Here is a 16,151-nt window from a genome sequence, read left to right as displayed (position 1 = left end):
AATTGACGACGCCGCGCACCTGAATGTCAGTGGAAGGAGTCGCCGCAGGCGCAGGAACCGCCCGCGTTCGGGTTGTCGATGGTGAAGCCCTGCTGCTCGATGGTGTCGGCGAAGTCGATGGTCGCGCCGGCCAGGTAGGGCACGGACATGCGGTCGACGACGAGGTTCACGCCGCCGAAAACGTCGACCTTGTCGCCGTCGAGGGTGCGGTCGTCGAAGTAGAGCTGGTAGCGCAGGCCGGCGCAGCCGCCGGGCTGGACGGCGATGCGCAGGGAGAGGTCGTCGCGGCCCTCCTGCTCGAGCAGGGCCTTCGCCTTCGCGGCGGCGGCGTCGGTCAGGGTCACGCCGGTCTCGGTTGACGGTGCAGTCATGGCAAGCTCCTGGAAAAACTGGAAGACGTTCACTTCGGGGCCGTTCCTGCCCGGCGTCTGCTCCGACTCCGGCGAGCCCCGGGCGCTGGTCCGGGTGCCGGGCCGGGCGGCGGCCCCACTGCGCTAAACCATACCCGTCTCCACCCGGAGAAAACACCGTCCCGGCCCCGCAGCCACTTCGCGGTGCGCGGCTTGTAACCTGGTGGGCGTGAAATTCCCCTGGCAGAAGAACGACGAGACCGGCGCGACGGCCGCCGAGGCGGGCCACGAGGCCGACGCCGCCGACGAGGCCGCGGCCCAGGCCGAGAAGGCCGAGCGCGACCCCGGCTACACCCCGAAGAAGGGGCACGCGACCCCGAAGCGTCGCGACCAGGAGCTCGCCCGCGGCGTGATCCGCGGCGAGTCCATGGCGCCGACGACCCCGGCGCAGGCCCGCGCCGAGCGCAAGAAGCTCAAGGAGTCCATGACCAAGGAGGAGTGGAAGAAGCACAAGCGCAAGGAGCGCGAGGCCAACCGCTCCCGCCAGCGCGAGGCGCAGGCGCGCATGGACGCCGGCGACGAGCGCTACCTGCTCGAGCGCGATCGCGGCGAGGAGCGCCGCTTCGTGCGCGACTGGGTCGACGCGCGGCGCTTCGCCAACAACTACGTGATGCCCGCGGCCCTGATCCTTCTGGTGTTCATGCTGATCTCCAACGCCGCGCCGAAGATCGCGGCGGCGGCGTCGCTGTTCGCCATGGCGCTGATCGTCATCTTCTTCATCGAGGGTGTCTGGCTGGGCCGCCGCGCCAACGCCGCGGTGCGCGACCGCTTCCCCGGCACCTCGGCGACCGGCTTCGGGCTTGGCATGTACGCCTACTCCCGGGCCACGCAGCCGCGGCGCTGGCGCACCCCGCGCCCGCGCGTGGAGCTCGGCGCGGACGTCTAGGAGCCGGCCGTGGCTGACCCGATTTCCGACGCCCCCGGAGGTTCCACCGGGCAGGTCCCTTCCGCCTCCCCCGCCGCGGGCCCGGTGACCTTCGGCGAGGTGGCCGCGCCCGACACCGCCGCCTACCGGCGGATGCGCCGGCTGCTGCGCAACGCCGCCTCGCCGGCCTCCCCGGTGACCGTGGAGGAGCTCGGCCGGCTGGCCGACGTCGCCGCCTTCTTCGCCGCCTGCTCCGGGCAGGTCCCGCCCGGTGAGATCGGCGAGGCCGAGCTGGTGGTCTTCGCCGCCGAGCACGGCGTGGCCGACCGCTTCCGCGCCTGGCACCGCGCCGACGCCACCCGCCGCCTGGCCGAGACGCTGGCCGCGGGTGCCTCGCCGACGACCGTCTTCGCCGAGGCCGTCGGCTGCCGCGTGCGGCTCGTCGACGTCGCGTTGCGCGGCACCGTCGACGGCGTGGACGCCGGTGAGCGCGTGCGCAACGGCTGCGGGTTCATCGACGTCGAGGACGCGATGACCGCCGAGGAGTACGCCGCGGCCCTCGAGCTGGGCCGCGACCTGGCCGACGAGGCCGTCGACCGGGGCTGCGGCGTGCTCTCGACGGCGGTGCTGGGCGTGGGAGCGGAGACCGCCGCGCTCGCCGTGCTGGGCACGATCACGCGCACCGAGCCGGTCACCATCTTCGGCTTCGGCGCCACCGGCACCGACGACCGGCGCTGGTCGCGCAACGTCACCGTGCTGCGCGACGCGATGTTCCGGGCGCGCGAGGTGGCCGACTCCGTCGGCGACGTGCTGCGCATCGCCGGCGGCTGCGACCTGGTGGCCGCCGCGGGCTTCATCGCGCAGGCCGCGGTGCGGCGCACCCCGGTCATCCTGGACACGACGGCCTCGGCCGTGGCGGCCGTGTGCGCCGACGCGCTGGCCCCCGGTGCCCGCGAGTGGCTCTTGGCCGGGCGGCTCACCCCGGCCCCGGCGCACCTGCTCGCACTGCGTCGCCTCGGCCTGCAGGCGCTCTTCGCCATGAACGCCCCGCTCGGGCTGGGCACCGCGGCCCTGCAGACGCTGCCCGTGGCCCGTGCGGCCGCGCGCATCGCCTCGGGCTGCGAGCTGCCCGAGCCCGAGGGCCCCGGGGAACCGGAGGAGTCCGGCGAGCCGGGCGGGCCGGACCCGCCTGGGCCGTAGGCCGGCGCCAGAGTGCACCGGAATCACGCAGGGGAAAAGGCCCCGGGTCAGTGACCCGGGGCCTTTACTCTCGGCCTGATCTGCGTGCGGACTACTTGTCGGCCGCGACCAGCTCGTAGCTCCAGCCGTGGGTGTCCTCGGCCTCGCCGTGCTGGATGGAGGTCAGTGCCTCACGCAGCTTCATCGTGACCTCGCCGGCCTGGTTGTCGTTGACGTCGAACTCGCCCTCCTTGGACAGCACGCGGCCGACCGGGGTCAGGACGGCGGCGGTACCGCAGGCCAGGGCCTCGGTCATCTTGCCGTCGGCGACGTCCCGGCGCCACTGGTCGACGGTGATGCGCTCCTCGGAGGTCTCGTAGCCGAGGTCCTCGGCGACCTGCAGCAGCGAGGCGCGGGTGACGCCCGGCAGCAGGGAGCCGGACAGCGCCGGGGTGACCACGCGGACGTTGCCCTCGGCCTCGGTGCCGTAGACGAACATGAGGTTCATGCCGCCCATCTCCTCGATGTACTTGCGCTCGATGGCGTCCAGCCAGACGACCTGGTCGCAGCCCTTCTCGGCGGCCTGGGTCTGGGCCAGCAGACTGGCCGCGTAGTTGCCGGCGCACTTGGCCGCACCGGTGCCGCCCGGGGCGGCGCGGACGTAGTCCTCGCAGATCCAGACGCTGACGGGCTTGACCCCGCCGCTGAAGTAGGCGCCCGAGGGCGAGGCGATGAAGTACATCGAGTAGCTCTTCGAGGCGTGGACGCCCAGGGTCGGCTCGGTGGCGAACATGACCGGGCGCAGGTACAGGGCGGCCTCGCCGCCGGCGGCGGGGACCCAGTCGCGGTCGACGTCGACGAGCAGGCGGACCGCCTCCAGGAAGTCCTCCTCCGGCAGGCCCGGCATGTTCAGGCGGCGCGCGGAGTTCTGCATGCGGCGCGCGTTCTGCTCGGGGCGGAAGGTGGCGATGGAGCCGTCCGGCAGACGGTAGGCCTTCAGCCCCTCGAAGATGGCCTGGCCGTAGTGCAGGACGTTGGCGGCCGGGGAGATGGAGAAGTTGGCGAAGGGGACGACCTCCGCGTTGTGCCAACCCTTGTCCTCGGTCCACTGGATGTGGACCATGTGGTCGGTGAAGACCTGACCGAAGGCGGGATCCTCGAGGATCTTCTCGCGCTGGGCGTCAGGGGTGGGGTTTTCGGTGCGGTGGATGCTGAATTCGAGTGCCATACGGTCACCGTACTCCCCTGCTTTCGTCGCGCTCACCAGCGGTGGGACAAAAGGGGGTGCCCCGTCCCATCAAGTGGAACAACAGGGACGCCGGAAACGCGCCCACGCCACGCCGGATAGGCTGGGGTGACCCACGAGACGTCGACAATCAATGGAGGTCACCCGTGTCCGATTCCGCTCTCCCCGTAACCGGCGCCGTCGCCGCGCCGCGCCAGGGCAAGAAGGTACCGAAGAAGGCCGAGGCGCTGGTGCTGCCGCTCTTCCGCGCCGGCGGCGAGGCCCCAGCCGAGGCCGAGGTCGACTCCGACGGCGACCGGGAGGAGGCCGGGAAGGCCCCGGTCACCGCGGCCGGCGGGACCGTCGAGCTGCCCGCCCCGGAGTTCCTCGGCTCCGAGACGCTCGAGGCGCTGCTGGCCCGCATCGAGGCCGTCGGCGCGACCGGTGCGGCCGGTGAGGTCACGCGCATCGCCGCCCCGACCGAGGGCGAGGCCGGCCACGACGCCGCGCTGCCCGCCACCGTCATCGCGGTGGGCTTGGGGTCGGCCGACGAACTCGACGACGAGGTGCTGCGCCGCGCCACCGGCACCGTCGCCCGCACGCTGACGGCCGTCGAGCCGGAGTTCTCCGCGGTGGCCACCACGCTCGGCGATTTCGGGCTGCGCGCCGCCGTCGAGGGCTGGCTGCTCGGCTCCTACCGCTACACCGGCTTCAAGGCCGCCGGCGCGAAGGCCCCGGGGGTCACCTTCGTGGCCGACTGGAAGGGCGCGAAGAAGGAGTTCGTCGCCGGCCAGGTCACCGCAGAGTCGACCAACCTCGTCCGCGACCTGGTCAACACCCCGGCCAACCACCTCTACCCCGCCGTCTACGCCGACATCCTGGCCGCCACCGCCGAGGAGTACGGCGTCAAGGCCGACGTGCTCGACGCCAAGGCGCTGCGCAAGCAGGGCTTCGGCGGCGTGCTGGCCGTCGGGCAGGGCTCGGCGCGCGAGCCGCGCGTGGTCGAGCTGCGCTGGAAGCCGAAGAAAAAGAAGAAGTCCACCCCGAAGCTGGCGCTGGTGGGCAAGGGCATCACCTTCGACACCGGCGGCATCTCGCTCAAGCCCGCCAAGACCATGGAGGACATGATCTCCGACATGGGCGGCTCGGCCGCCGCGGCCGCCGCCGTCTTCGCCGCCGCCCGGCTCAACCTCGACGTCGAGGTCACCGCGACCGTCGCACTGGCGGAGAACATGCCGTCCGGCTCGGCGACGCGCCCGGGCGACGTGATCACCCACTACGGCGGGATCACCTCCGAGATCATCAACACCGACGCCGAGGGGCGCGTGGTGCTCGCCGACGCCATCACCCGCGCCGCCGAGGGCGAGCCGGACTACCTGGTGGAGACCTCCACGCTGACCGGCGCACAGATCGTCGCGCTGGGCAACCGCACCGCCGGCGTGATGGGCACCGAGGAGCTGCGCGACCGCGTCGCCGCCCTCGGCCGCGAGATCGGCGAGAACGCCTGGGCGATGCCGCTGCTCGAGGAACACGAGGAGACGGTCGTCTCGCCGGTGGCGGACATCCGCAACTCCCCCAACTCGCGCGACGGCGGCATGCTCTACGCCGCGATGTACCTCTCGCAGTTCGTCCCCGAGGGCCTCGAGTGGGCGCACGTGGACGTCGCCGGCCCCTCCTACAACACCGGCGCGGCCCGCGGCTACACCCCGAAGCGGGCCACCGGCACCCCGGTACGTACCTTCATCGCGCTGGCCGAGGAGCTCGCCGCGCGTTAGACGGCCTCAGGTTCCCTGGGCCCGGCCCCTCACGACCGGGCCGGCTCAGGGAGCCCCCGGGTCCTCGCCGCGCTCGAACCGGGCGCGGCGTTCGCGCTGTTCGGCCCGCTTGCGCAGGATGCGGTCGCGCTCGATGCGCTCGCGCATGCGCTGCGGGTAGCCCGTCTCCTCGACGTCGTAGACGGGCACGCCGAGCAGCTTGGAGACGGCGTCGATGCCCTTCGGCCCGCCGATGGGCCGGCGGGTGAACTCGCCGTCGGGGGCGACCAGGACGACCGACATCTCGTTGAGCATCGTCTCCGGCTCGACGAACGCCTCGACCGGCCCGCGGCCCCGGCACCAGGCCACGAGGCGGTCGGCGTCGGCCTTCCGGATCGTGTCGCCCGGGGCGCGGGGCGGGCGCAGGCTGCTTGAGCGGCGCGAGCGGCCGAAGAAGTTGAACACGACCTACGATTGTAGGCGACTGCGCCTACCTCCCACCGCAGCCAGGTGGGGCCGTCACACAACACCCCTATGGGTGACCGGGTACGGTAAAGGGTATTAGTCACAGCATGAACCACACGACTTTCCGAGGAGTCTGACAGAACATGGCGTTCTCCGTAGAGATGCCCGAACTGGGCGAATCCGTCACCGAAGGCACCATCACCCAATGGCTGAAGAACGTCGGCGACACGGTCGCCGAGGATGAGCCGCTTCTCGAGGTCTCCACCGACAAGGTCGACACCGAGATCCCGTCGCCCGCCGCGGGTGTCCTGCTCGAGATCAAGGCCGACGAGGACGACACCGTCGAAGTCGGCAACGTCATCGCCGTCATCGGCGAGGAGGGCGAGGAGCTCGCCGGTTCCGACGACTCCGGCGAGGCCGAGGAGAAGGAGGAGAAGTCCGGGGACAAGGACGACGCCGACGAGAAGCCGGCCCCGAAGAAGTCCTCCGGCTCCGGCGACGCCACCGACATCGCCATGCCCGAGCTGGGCGAGTCCGTCACCGAGGGCACCATCACCCAGTGGCTCAAGAACGTCGGCGACACCGTCGAGGAGGACGAGCCGCTGCTCGAGGTCTCCACCGACAAGGTCGACACCGAGGTCCCCTCCCCGGCCTCCGGCACCCTGCTCGAGATCCTCGCCGAGGAGGACGACACCGTCGACGTCGGCGACGTGATCGCCCGTGTCGGTGACGCCGACGCCGCCCCGGCCTCCGACGACTCCGACAAGGACGACGACAAGTCCGAGGAGCCCGAGGAGAAGGACGAGCCCAAGGAGGAGAAGAAGGAGGAGCCGAAGAAGTCCTCCGGCTCCGGCGACGCCACCGACATCGCCATGCCCGAGCTCGGCGAGTCCGTCACCGAGGGCACCATCACCCAGTGGCTCAAGAACGTCGGCGACACCGTCGAGGAGGACGAGCCGCTGCTCGAGGTCTCCACCGACAAGGTCGACACCGAGGTCCCCTCCCCGGCCTCCGGCACCCTGCTCGAGATCCTCGCCGAGGAGGACGACACCGTCGACGTCGGCGACGTGATCGCGCGCGTCGGTGACGCGGACACCGCCCCGGCCTCCGACGACTCCGACAAGGACGACGACAAGTCCGAGGGGCCCGAGGAGAAGGACGAGCCGAAGCAGGAGAAGGCCGAGGCCAAGGAGGACAAGGAGGACAAGGAGGACAAGGAGGACAAGGGCGAGAAGAAGTCCGCCACCTCCGGCAAGGTCCCCTACGTCACCCCGCTGGTGCGCAAGCTGGCCGAGAAGCACGGCGTCGACCTGAACACGGTCGAGGGCACCGGCATCGGCGGCCGCATCCGCAAGCAGGACGTGCTGGCCGCCGCCGAGGGCGGTAAGGACGCCGGCGAGGACAAGTCCGAGAAGAAGGGCTCGGCCGCCTCGACCAAGTCCGTCGACCCGGAGAAGGCCAAACTGCGCGGCACCACCCAGAAGGCCAACCGCATCCGCCAGGTCACCGCGGCCCGCACCGTGGAGGCCCTGCAGCTGACCGCCCAGCTCACCCAGGTCCACGAGGTCGACATGACCGACGTGGCCGCGCTGCGCAAGGCCAGCAAGCCGGCCTTCCAGGAGAAGTACGGCGTCAACCTGACCTACCTGCCGTTCTTCGCCAAGGCCGTCGTCGAGGCCCTGGTGGCCCACCCGAACGTCAACGCGTCCTACAACGCGGAGACCAAGGAGATCACCTACCACGACGGCGTGAACCTCTCCATCGCCGTGGACACCGAGCAGGGCCTGCTCTCCCCGGTCATCCACGACGCGGACAAGCTGAGCCTGCCGGAGCTGGCGAAGGCCATCGTCGACATCGCCGAGCGCGCGCGCAACCGCAAGCTGCGCCCGGACGACCTGTCCGGCGGCACCTTCACCATCACCAACATCGGCTCGGAGGGTGCCCTGACCGACACCCCGATCCTGGTGCCGCCGCAGGCGGGCATCATGGGCACCGGCGTGATCTCCAAGCGCCCGGTGGTCGTCTCCGACGACGGCCTGGACTCCATCGCGATCCGCCAGGTCGCCTACCTGCCGCTGACCTACGACCACCAGCTGGTCGACGGCGCGGACGCCGGCCGGTTCATGACCACGGTCAAGGACCGCCTGGAGACCGCGGACTTCGAGGGCGACCTCGACCTCTGATCCGCCGCACCGCGCGGGCGGCGCCCACCGGCGCCCCTGCGTGGGGCACCCGACGCCCGTCGGGTGACCGCCCCACCTCGGAGGGGCGCGTCACCCGGCGGGCGTCTCCGCGTCTGCACCCGCCCCGCCCTGCGTCGCCCGGCGAGTGTTTCCGCGTCTGCGCCCCAGCGCACGCCCGTAAACCCGGGCCCCGGCGACGGGACCACGCCCACACCCGTGACTGAAACGTGCTCCCGGTGACACTCCACGGCGGTAGAATTCGTGCCAGTCCATACGACGCCGCGCCCCGCTGGCCGTCAGGTCCGCCCGTCAGGTCCGCCCGGCGCGCGTCACCGCACGTCGCGAAGGAGTCCGAAGACCGCCATGACAAGCGCCTACACCTCCCGCCATATCGGCCCCGACCAGAAGGAGACCGCGGCGATGCTGGCCGCGGTGGGCCAACCGGACCTGGAGGCGCTGATCAGTGCGGCCCTGCCCGCGGCCGTCGGCCGCGACAACTCCGACACGGTCCCGGAGATCGGCGAGCCGCTCTCCGAGGCGGACGCCCAGGCCAAGCTGCGCGGCTACGCCGAGGCCAACACCGTCCTGCGCGCCTTCTACGGCCAGGGATTCTCCGACACGGTCACCCCGCCGGTGATCCGCCGCGGGGTGCTCGAGGACCCGGGCTGGTACACCGCCTACACGCCCTACCAGCCGGAGATCTCCCAGGGCCGCCTCGAGGCCCTGCTCAACTTCCAGACGTTGGTCGCCGAGCTGACCGGCCTGCCGGTGGCCAACGCCTCACTGCTCGACGAGGCCACCGCCGTCGCCGAGGCCGTCGGCCTGATGGCGCGCGCCCAGCGCAAGGGCACCCGCGTGCTGCTCGACTCCCGCCTGCACCCGCAGGTGCTCGCCGTGGCCGCCGAGCGTGCCCGCGCCCTGGCCCTGGAGGTCGAGGTCGGCGACGCGACGGCCCCGCTGGTCGGCGAGGGCTGGGCCGGCTCGGTGATCGCCTACCCGGGCACCGAGGGCGACCTGGTCGACCCGCGCGGCGCGATCGAGGAGATGCACGGCCGCGGCGGCCTGGTCACCCTGGCCTGCGACCTGCTGGCCCTGCAGCTGACCGAGTCGCCGGGCACCCTCGGCGCCGACATCGCCGTCGGCTCCTCCCAGCGCTTCGGCGTGCCGCTCTTCTACGGCGGACCGCACGCCGGCTTCATGTCGGTGGCCGACAAGCTCAAGCGCAAGATGCCCGGCCGCCTGGTCGGCGTGTCCAAGGACGTCGCCGGCATGCCCGCCTACCGCCTGGCGCTGCAGACCCGCGAGCAGCACATCCGCCGCGAGCGCGCCACCAGCAACATCTGCACCGCCCAGGCGCTGCTGGCCGTGACCGCCTCGATGTACGCCGTCTACCACGGCGCCGAGGGGCTCAAGGCCATCGCCGAGGACGTCCACGCCCGCGCGGTCACCTTCGCCGCCGCGATCGAGGCCGCCGAAAACGCCACCGTGCGCCACGCGGACTTCTTCGACACCGTCACCGTCGAGGTGCCCGGCCGCGCCCGCGCGATCACCGACGCCCTGGCCGAGGCCGGCTACCTGGTGCGCCCGCTCGACGAGGACGCCGTGGTGGTCTCCTTCGGCGAGTCCGCCACAATTGCCGACGTCGCGGTGCTCGCCGATGCGTTCGCTGCGCCGCTGCGCGGCGCAGCCGGGGAAGAGAACGGCGCCGGGGACGGCGCCACGGGCGACGGAAACGCCGAGGGGTCGGACGGGACGTCGGCAAGCATCCCGGAGACGCTGCGGCGCACCACGCCGACGCTGGAGCACCCGATCTTCCACTCCGTCCACTCGGAGACGCAGATGATGCGCTACCTGCGCCGGCTCTCCGACAAGGACCTCGCACTCGACCGCACGATGATCCCGCTGGGCTCGTGCACCATGAAGCTCAACCCGGCCGCCGGCATGGAGGCGATCTCCTGGCCGGGCTTCGCGGACGTGCACCCCTACACCCCGGCGCGCTTCACCCCCGGCTGGAAGGCGCTCATCTACGAGCTGACCGGTTGGCTGGTGGACATCACCGGCTACGCGGCGGTCTCGCTGCAGCCCAACTCCGGCTCCATGGGTGAGCTGGCGGGGCTACTGGCCATCCGCCGCTACCACGTCTCGCGCGGCGACCACGAGCGCGACATCTGCCTGGTGCCCTCCTCCGCGCACGGCACCAACGCGGCCTCGGCGGCGCTGGCGCACCTGAAGGTCGTCGTGGTCGACAGCGCCGAGGACGGCTCGATCGACGTCGAGGACCTCAAGGCCAAGCTGGACAAGCACGGCGAGCACGTCGCGGCGATCATGATCACCTACCCGTCGACGCACGGCGTCTTCGAGGAGAACGTCACCCACGTCTGCGACCTGGTCCACGGCGTGGGCGGGCAGGTCTACATCGACGGCGCGAACATGAACGCCCTGTCCGGCATCGCGCGCCCGGGCCGCTTCGGCGGCGACGTCAGCCACCTGAACCTGCACAAGACCTTCGCCATCCCGCACGGCGGCGGTGGCCCGGGTGTCGGCCCCATCGGCGTGGCCGAGCACCTTGTCGACTTCCTGCCGACCGACCCGACGACCGCCGGGGTGGGCCCGGCCGCCGTCGACGAGGGCGTGCCGATGGTGGGCACCCTCTTCGGCTCCGCCGGCGTGCTGCCGATCAGCTGGGCCTACCTTGCCATGAGCGGAACCCAGGGCCTGCGGCGCAACTCCGCGCACGCGATCCTGGCGGCCAACTACGTCGCCGAACAGCTCCACGAGTCCTTCCCGGTGCTCTACACCGGGCCGTCCGGGCTGGTCGCCCACGAGTGCATCCTGGACCTGCGCGAGCTGACCGACGCCTCCGGGGTCACCGCCGCCGACGTGTGCAAGCGCCTGGTCGACTACGGCTTCCACGCCCCGACGCTGGCCTTCCCGGTCGCCGGCACGCTGATGGTCGAGCCGACCGAGTCGGAGGACCTCGGCGAGCTGGACCGCTTCATCACCGCGATGCGCTCCATCCGCGCCGAGATCCAGGAGATCATCGACGGCGAGGTCTCCCACGAGGAGTCGGTGCTGGCCCAGGCGCCGTTCACCGCCGCGGCCGTGGGCGCCGACGAGTGGCCGCACCCGTTCACCCGCCGCCAGGCGGCCTGGCCGGTCGACTCGCTGTACCGCGACAAGTACTTCCCGCCGGTGCGCCGCATCGACGAGGCCTACGGCGACCGCCATCTCGTCTGCTCCTGTCCGCCGCCGGAGGCCTTCGACATCTCCGGCGACGACACTGAGTCCGCCGAGGTCTGACGCGCACCGAGGCCTGACGCACACGCCCCGCGTCCGCGCCCGGGGCGCCCGCGAGACACCTAAAACCACCACGAGGAGAGCAATGACCGAGTCCAAGCACAGTCCACTGGCCTCCCGGCACGAGCAGCTGGGCGCCACCTTCACCGACTTCGGCGGCTGGCAGATGCCGCTGAAGTACGGCAACGAGCTCGACGAGCACCGCGCCGTGCGCGGGGCCGCCGGCATCTTCGACCTGTCCCACATGGGTGAGCTGCGCGTGCGCGGCGCCCAGGCCGCCGAGTTCCTCGACTACGCGCTGATCTCGAAGCTCTCGGCGATGAAGGTCGGCAAGGCGAAGTACTCCATGGTCGTCGACGCCGAGGGCGGCGTGATCGACGACCTGATCACCTACCGCCTCGGCGAGGAGGAGTTCCTCGTCGTGCCGAACGCCGCGAACACCCCGCACGTGGCGGCCGCCTTCGCCGAGCGCGCCGAGGGCTTCGAGGTGTCGATCGACGACCAGACCAAGGCGACCGCCCTGGTGGCCGTGCAGGGCCCGGACTCCGAGGGCATCGTACGCGAGCTCGTGGCCGAGTCCGACCACGCCGCCGTCGCCGAGCTGGGCTACTACGCCGGGGTGCCGCTGACCGTGGCCGGCGTGGCGGACGTCCTGGTCGCGCGCACCGGCTACACCGGCGAGGACGGCTTCGAGCTGATCTTCCCCGCCGAGCACGCCGAGACGGTCTGGGACGCCGCGGTCGCCGCCGGAGGCGAGGGGCTGACCCCCTGCGGCCTGGCCGCGCGCGACTCGCTGCGCCTCGAGGCAGCCATGCCGCTCTACGGCCACGAGCTGACCCGCGAGGTGACCCCTCTGGCCGCCGGACTGGGCGTGCTGGTGAGCAAAAAGAAGGAGGGCGACTTCTTCGGGCGCGTGCTTGTCGACACCGCGCCGCCCGCCCGTGTGCTCGTCGGTTTCACCTCCGAGCAGCGCCGCGCCGCGCGCGAGGGCGCGAGCGTGGTCAACTCCGACGGCGAGGAGGTGGGCACCGTGACCTCGGGCCAGCCCTCCCCGACCCTGGGCCACCCCATCGCGCTGGGCTACATCGACCGTGAACTCGCAGAGCCCGGCACCGAGGTCACCATGGTCATCCGCGGCCGCGAGTACCCCTTCACCGTCGCCGAGACCCCCTTCTACTCCCGCAAGCGCAACTGAGCGCATACGCACCGATAAGCTTGCCTCCAGGCACCACCAGAAAGGTTTTCCCATGAGCTCCCTGCCCGAGAACTTCTCCTACTCCGCCGAGCACGAGTGGATCGACGCCGCCGCCGACGAGGCGGTGGGCAAGACCGTCAAGGTCGGCGTGACCTCCGTGGCCACCGAGCGTCTCGGCGAGGTCGTCTTCGCCGAGCTGCCCGAGGTCGGCGACACCGTCACCGCCGGCGAGCCCTGCGGCGAGATCGAGTCCACCAAGTCGGTCTCCGACCTCTACTCGCCGGTGACCGGCACCGTCACCGCCGTCAACGACGACGTGCACGACAACTACGAGGTCATCAACGACGACCCGTTCGGCGAGGGCTGGCTCTACGAGGTCGAGGTCGACGAGGTCGGCGAGCTCGTCGACGCCGCGACCTACGCCGCCGACAACGGCGTCGAGTAAGCGGTTCCCCGACCCTCTCCCCCGCAGGGCCCGGCGCCGTCGGCGTCGGGCCCTGCGCGTAACCTGAGACACATCATGACCGCGCCACGTGACCCGTTCTTCCCCTCCGACCGCTCCATCCGTTCCGCCTCAGAGCCGCCGGAGATCCGCCGGCTCGGCACGGTGGACTACCTCGAGGCCTGGCACCTGCAGGCCGACCTCGCCGCCGCCCGCCACCGCGGGGAGATCGGCGACGTGATCCTCGTGCTCGAGCACCCGAGCACCTACACCGCCGGCAAGCGCACGCAGCCGGAGGACCTGCCCGACAACGGCCTGCCGGTCATCGACGTCGACCGCGGCGGGCGCATCACCTGGCACGGAGAGGGACAGCTGGTGGTCTACCCGATCATCGAACTGGCCGACCCCGTCGACGTGGTCGACTACGTGCGCCGCCTCGAGGAGGCGCTCATCCAGACGGTGCGGCGCGTGGGCGTGCCGGACGCCGGCCGCATCGACGGCCGCTCCGGGGTGTGGGTGCCCGCCGACCCCGACGACGCCGGCGGGCACGTCTCCACCGAGCCCGGCGCGCTGCCCGGCACGATCCTCACCACGGGTGCGGACGCCGGCGCGTCCGCACCAGGGAATGGGGCCGCGCCGGAGAAGGACGAGGCCGCGGCGGGCGGCGGGGCGGGCACCTCGCTGCACCGGCCGGACCGGAAGGTCGCCGCGCTCGGCATCCGCGTCACCCACGGGGTGACCATGCACGGGCTGGCCCTGAACTGCTCGAACACCCTGGAGTACTACCACCACATCGTCCCGTGCGGCATCCGGGACGCCGGGGTGACCACGCTTTCCCACGAGCTGGGCCGCCACGTCAGCGTCGAGGAGATGACCGAGCCGCTGCTCGGCGACCTCGTCGACGCGCTCGAGGGTCGGCTGCGCGTGGCCGACCACTCCTTCGGATCGGCGCCCGACCCCACCAAGGGCCTGCCGCACCGCAACCACGTCCACCGCGCACACCAGTGACCTGCGGGTCGCGGCGGGCCGAGGGCGCCGGCGCGGCCGTAGCCCGCCCCCTCGCGGGGGTGATGTTGACCATGACCACAAATATGTAAGGTTGAGTCCGTGACTACTTCAGCACCGGAAGGACGCAGGTTGCTGCGCATCGAGGCGCGCAACTCGAAGACCCCGATCGAGCACAAGCCCCGCTGGATCCGCAACCAGGTCAAGAACGGGCCGCAGTACCAGGACATGAAGAACCGTGTCCAGGGCGCCGAGCTGCACACCGTCTGCCAGGAGGCCGGTTGCCCCAACATCCACGAGTGTTGGGAGTCGCGCGAGGCGACGTTCCTGATCGGCGGCGCCAACTGCTCGCGGCGCTGCGACTTCTGCATGATCAACTCCGCCAAGCCGGAGCCGCTGGACCGCGACGAGCCGCGCCGCGTGGCCGAGTCCGTGCGCGACATGAAGCTGAACTACTCGACGATCACGGGTGTCACCCGCGACGACCTGCCCGACGAGGGCGCCTGGCTCTACGCCGAGGTCGTCCGCCAGATCCACGAGCTCAACCCGCACACCGGCGTGGAGAACCTCACCCCGGACTTCTCCGGCAAGCCGGACCTGCTCGCCGAGGTCTTCGAGGCCCGCCCCGAGGTCTTCGCGCACAACGTCGAGACCGTGCCGCGCATCTTCAAGCGCATCCGCCCGGCGTTCCGCTACGAGCGCTCGCTGGAGGTCATCCGCGCCGCCCGCGACTTCGGCCTGATCACCAAGTCGAACCTGATCCTGGGCATGGGCGAGACCTACGACGAGGTCATGGAGGCCCTGCGCGACCTGCACTCGGCCGGCTGCGACATCATCACCCTCACCCAGTACCTGCGGCCGGGCCCGCTGTACCACCCGATCGACCGGTGGGTGAAGCCCGAGGAGTTCCTCGCCTACTCCGACGCCGCCTACGAGATGGGCTTCGGCGCGGTCATGTCCGGGCCCCTGGTGCGCTCCTCCTACCGCGCCGGGCGTCTCTACGCCCAGGCGATGGAGGCCCGCGGCCTGGAGCTGCCGGAGAACCTGAGCCACCTCAAGGAGACCTCGCAGGGCTCCACCGCCCAGGAGGCGAGCACCCTGCTGGACAAGTACGGCCCCTCCGACGACGCCGACTCCGCGGTCGTCTCCGCCGAGTCGCGCCGCCACGCGCACGCGCGCGCCTGATCCCGCCCGCCCGATTCAGGCGAACCACACCCGCGGTTAACCCGCGGACCATGGGCCCCGGCCTTCCGCCGGGGCCCATCCCCTATTGTTGAGGGCATGGCAGACGCGAAGAAGGCCGCGGACAAGGCGGCGAAGAAGGAAGAGTCGAAGGCCAAGCGCGCCAAGCGCAAGCAGAACTTCACCCAGCTGTGGCAGGCCTTCAACATCCAGCGCAAGCAGGACAAGTGGCTGATCCCGCTGATGCTCCTGGCCGTCGTCGTGCCGGCGGTGCTGCTCTTCGTCATCGGCATGTTCACCGGTGGCAAGTGGTTCCTGCTCGTCATCGGCCTGATGCTCGGCGTCCTCGCCGCACTGTGGGTGATGACCCGCCGCATCGAGAGCTCCGTCTACGACAAGGCGCAGGACTCCCCGGGCGCGGCCGGCTGGGCGCTGGAGAACATGCGCAACACCGTCGGCGTCGTCTGGTTCACCAAGACCTCGGTGGCCATGACCACCCACCTCGACGCCGTGCACCGCGTCGTCGGCGTGCCGGGCATCGTGCTCGTCGGTGAGGGCGAGCCGCACCGCCTCAAGCCACTGATGGCCCAGCAGAAGCGCCGGCTCAACCGCCTGGTCGGCGGCGTGCCGGTCTACGAGATCTTCGTCGGCGACGGCGAGGACCAGGTGCCGCTCAAGCGCCTGCAGCGCGAGATGATCAAGCTGCCGCGCAACTACAAGAAGGACGACGTCTACCCCATCAACGCCCGCATCGAGGCGATGGACAACCACGGCGCCGGCGCCAACCCGATGGCGGGGCTGCCCAAGGGCCCGCTGCCCAAGGGCGCGAAGATCTCGGGAATGAACCGCCGCGCCCGCCGCGCCCAGGAGCGCAACAAGAACAAGTAAGCGCGTCCGCCGCCCACGCGGCCCCAGACAGGCGGAGACCCCGCCGGGAGAAGCACTCTCC

13 protein-coding genes are annotated in these 16,151 nt (G+C 71.5%); 10 read left to right on the top strand and 3 right to left on the bottom strand.

The window, feature by feature from the left end:
• Positions 1–26 precede the first annotated feature (26 nt).
• The gene (locus QP119_RS11175) at positions 27–371 is read right to left on the bottom strand and encodes a HesB/IscA family protein (RefSeq protein ID WP_284776211.1); all 345 of its coding nucleotides are present in this window, start codon (positions 369–371) and stop codon (positions 27–29) included.
• Positions 372–579: 208 nt separating this feature from the next.
• Between QP119_RS11175 and QP119_RS11170 the strand changes: the two genes are divergently transcribed.
• Complete coding sequence (locus QP119_RS11170; protein ID WP_284776210.1) at positions 580–1,296, top strand: DUF3043 domain-containing protein; 717 nt, start codon at positions 580–582, stop codon at positions 1,294–1,296.
• Positions 1,297–1,305: 9 nt separating this feature from the next.
• Entirely contained in the window at positions 1,306–2,475 is a 1,170-nt protein-coding gene (locus QP119_RS11165) for a nicotinate-nucleotide--dimethylbenzimidazole phosphoribosyltransferase (protein WP_284776208.1), read from the top strand.
• Positions 2,476–2,566: 91 nt separating this feature from the next.
• Here QP119_RS11165 and QP119_RS11160 read toward each other — a convergent pair whose 3' ends face one another.
• Positions 2,567–3,682, bottom strand: a complete 1,116-nt coding sequence (locus QP119_RS11160; protein ID WP_284776206.1) for a branched-chain amino acid aminotransferase — start codon at positions 3,680–3,682, stop codon at positions 2,567–2,569.
• Positions 3,683–3,846: 164 nt separating this feature from the next.
• Here QP119_RS11160 and QP119_RS11155 point away from each other — a divergent pair, with 164 nt between their 5' ends.
• Positions 3,847–5,454, top strand: a complete 1,608-nt coding sequence (locus QP119_RS11155; RefSeq protein WP_284776204.1) for a leucyl aminopeptidase — start codon at positions 3,847–3,849, stop codon at positions 5,452–5,454.
• A 45-nt stretch (positions 5,455–5,499) separates the two neighbouring features.
• Here the strand turns inward: QP119_RS11155 and QP119_RS11150 are convergent, their stop codons facing one another.
• Entirely contained in the window at positions 5,500–5,898 is a 399-nt protein-coding gene (locus QP119_RS11150) for an oxidoreductase (protein WP_284776203.1), read from the bottom strand.
• Positions 5,899–6,041: 143 nt separating this feature from the next.
• Here QP119_RS11150 and sucB point away from each other — a divergent pair, with 143 nt between their 5' ends.
• The 7 genes from sucB to QP119_RS11115 all read left to right on the top strand — a co-directional run bounded on the left by sucB (position 6,042) and on the right by QP119_RS11115 (position 16,090).
• The gene (sucB, locus tag QP119_RS11145) at positions 6,042–8,081 is read left to right on the top strand and encodes a 2-oxoglutarate dehydrogenase, E2 component, dihydrolipoamide succinyltransferase (protein ID WP_284776202.1); all 2,040 of its coding nucleotides are present in this window, start codon (positions 6,042–6,044) and stop codon (positions 8,079–8,081) included.
• Positions 8,082–8,444: 363 nt separating this feature from the next.
• Complete coding sequence (gene gcvP, locus QP119_RS11140; protein ID WP_284776201.1) at positions 8,445–11,381, top strand: aminomethyl-transferring glycine dehydrogenase; 2,937 nt, start codon at positions 8,445–8,447, stop codon at positions 11,379–11,381.
• An 82-nt stretch (positions 11,382–11,463) separates the two neighbouring features.
• A complete protein-coding gene (gene gcvT, locus QP119_RS11135) occupies positions 11,464–12,573 on the top strand; it encodes a glycine cleavage system aminomethyltransferase GcvT (RefSeq protein ID WP_284776199.1) in 1,110 nt (369 codons plus the stop codon).
• Positions 12,574–12,625: 52 nt separating this feature from the next.
• Positions 12,626–13,018, top strand: coding sequence for a glycine cleavage system protein GcvH (gene gcvH, locus QP119_RS11130; RefSeq protein WP_284776197.1), 393 nt, complete (start codon positions 12,626–12,628; stop codon positions 13,016–13,018).
• Positions 13,019–13,093: 75 nt separating this feature from the next.
• Positions 13,094–14,023: a lipoyl(octanoyl) transferase LipB gene (gene lipB, locus QP119_RS11125; protein ID WP_284776195.1), complete on the top strand. Its 930-nt coding sequence runs from the start codon at positions 13,094–13,096 to the stop codon at positions 14,021–14,023.
• A 99-nt stretch (positions 14,024–14,122) separates the two neighbouring features.
• Positions 14,123–15,205: a lipoyl synthase gene (gene lipA / locus QP119_RS11120; RefSeq protein WP_284776192.1), complete on the top strand. Its 1,083-nt coding sequence runs from the start codon at positions 14,123–14,125 to the stop codon at positions 15,203–15,205.
• Between the two features lie 96 nt (positions 15,206–15,301).
• A complete protein-coding gene (locus tag QP119_RS11115) occupies positions 15,302–16,090 on the top strand; it encodes a DUF4191 domain-containing protein (RefSeq protein ID WP_284776191.1) in 789 nt (262 codons plus the stop codon).
• The last annotated feature ends 61 nt before the right edge of the window (positions 16,091–16,151 follow it).

It is taken from the genome of Corynebacterium frankenforstense, from assembly GCF_030211955.1.
GTDB lineage: Bacteria > Actinomycetota > Actinomycetes > Mycobacteriales > Mycobacteriaceae > Corynebacterium > Corynebacterium frankenforstense_A.
Note: the sequence above shows the minus strand (reverse complement) of the source record. Positions and strands in the feature narration are given on the sequence as shown.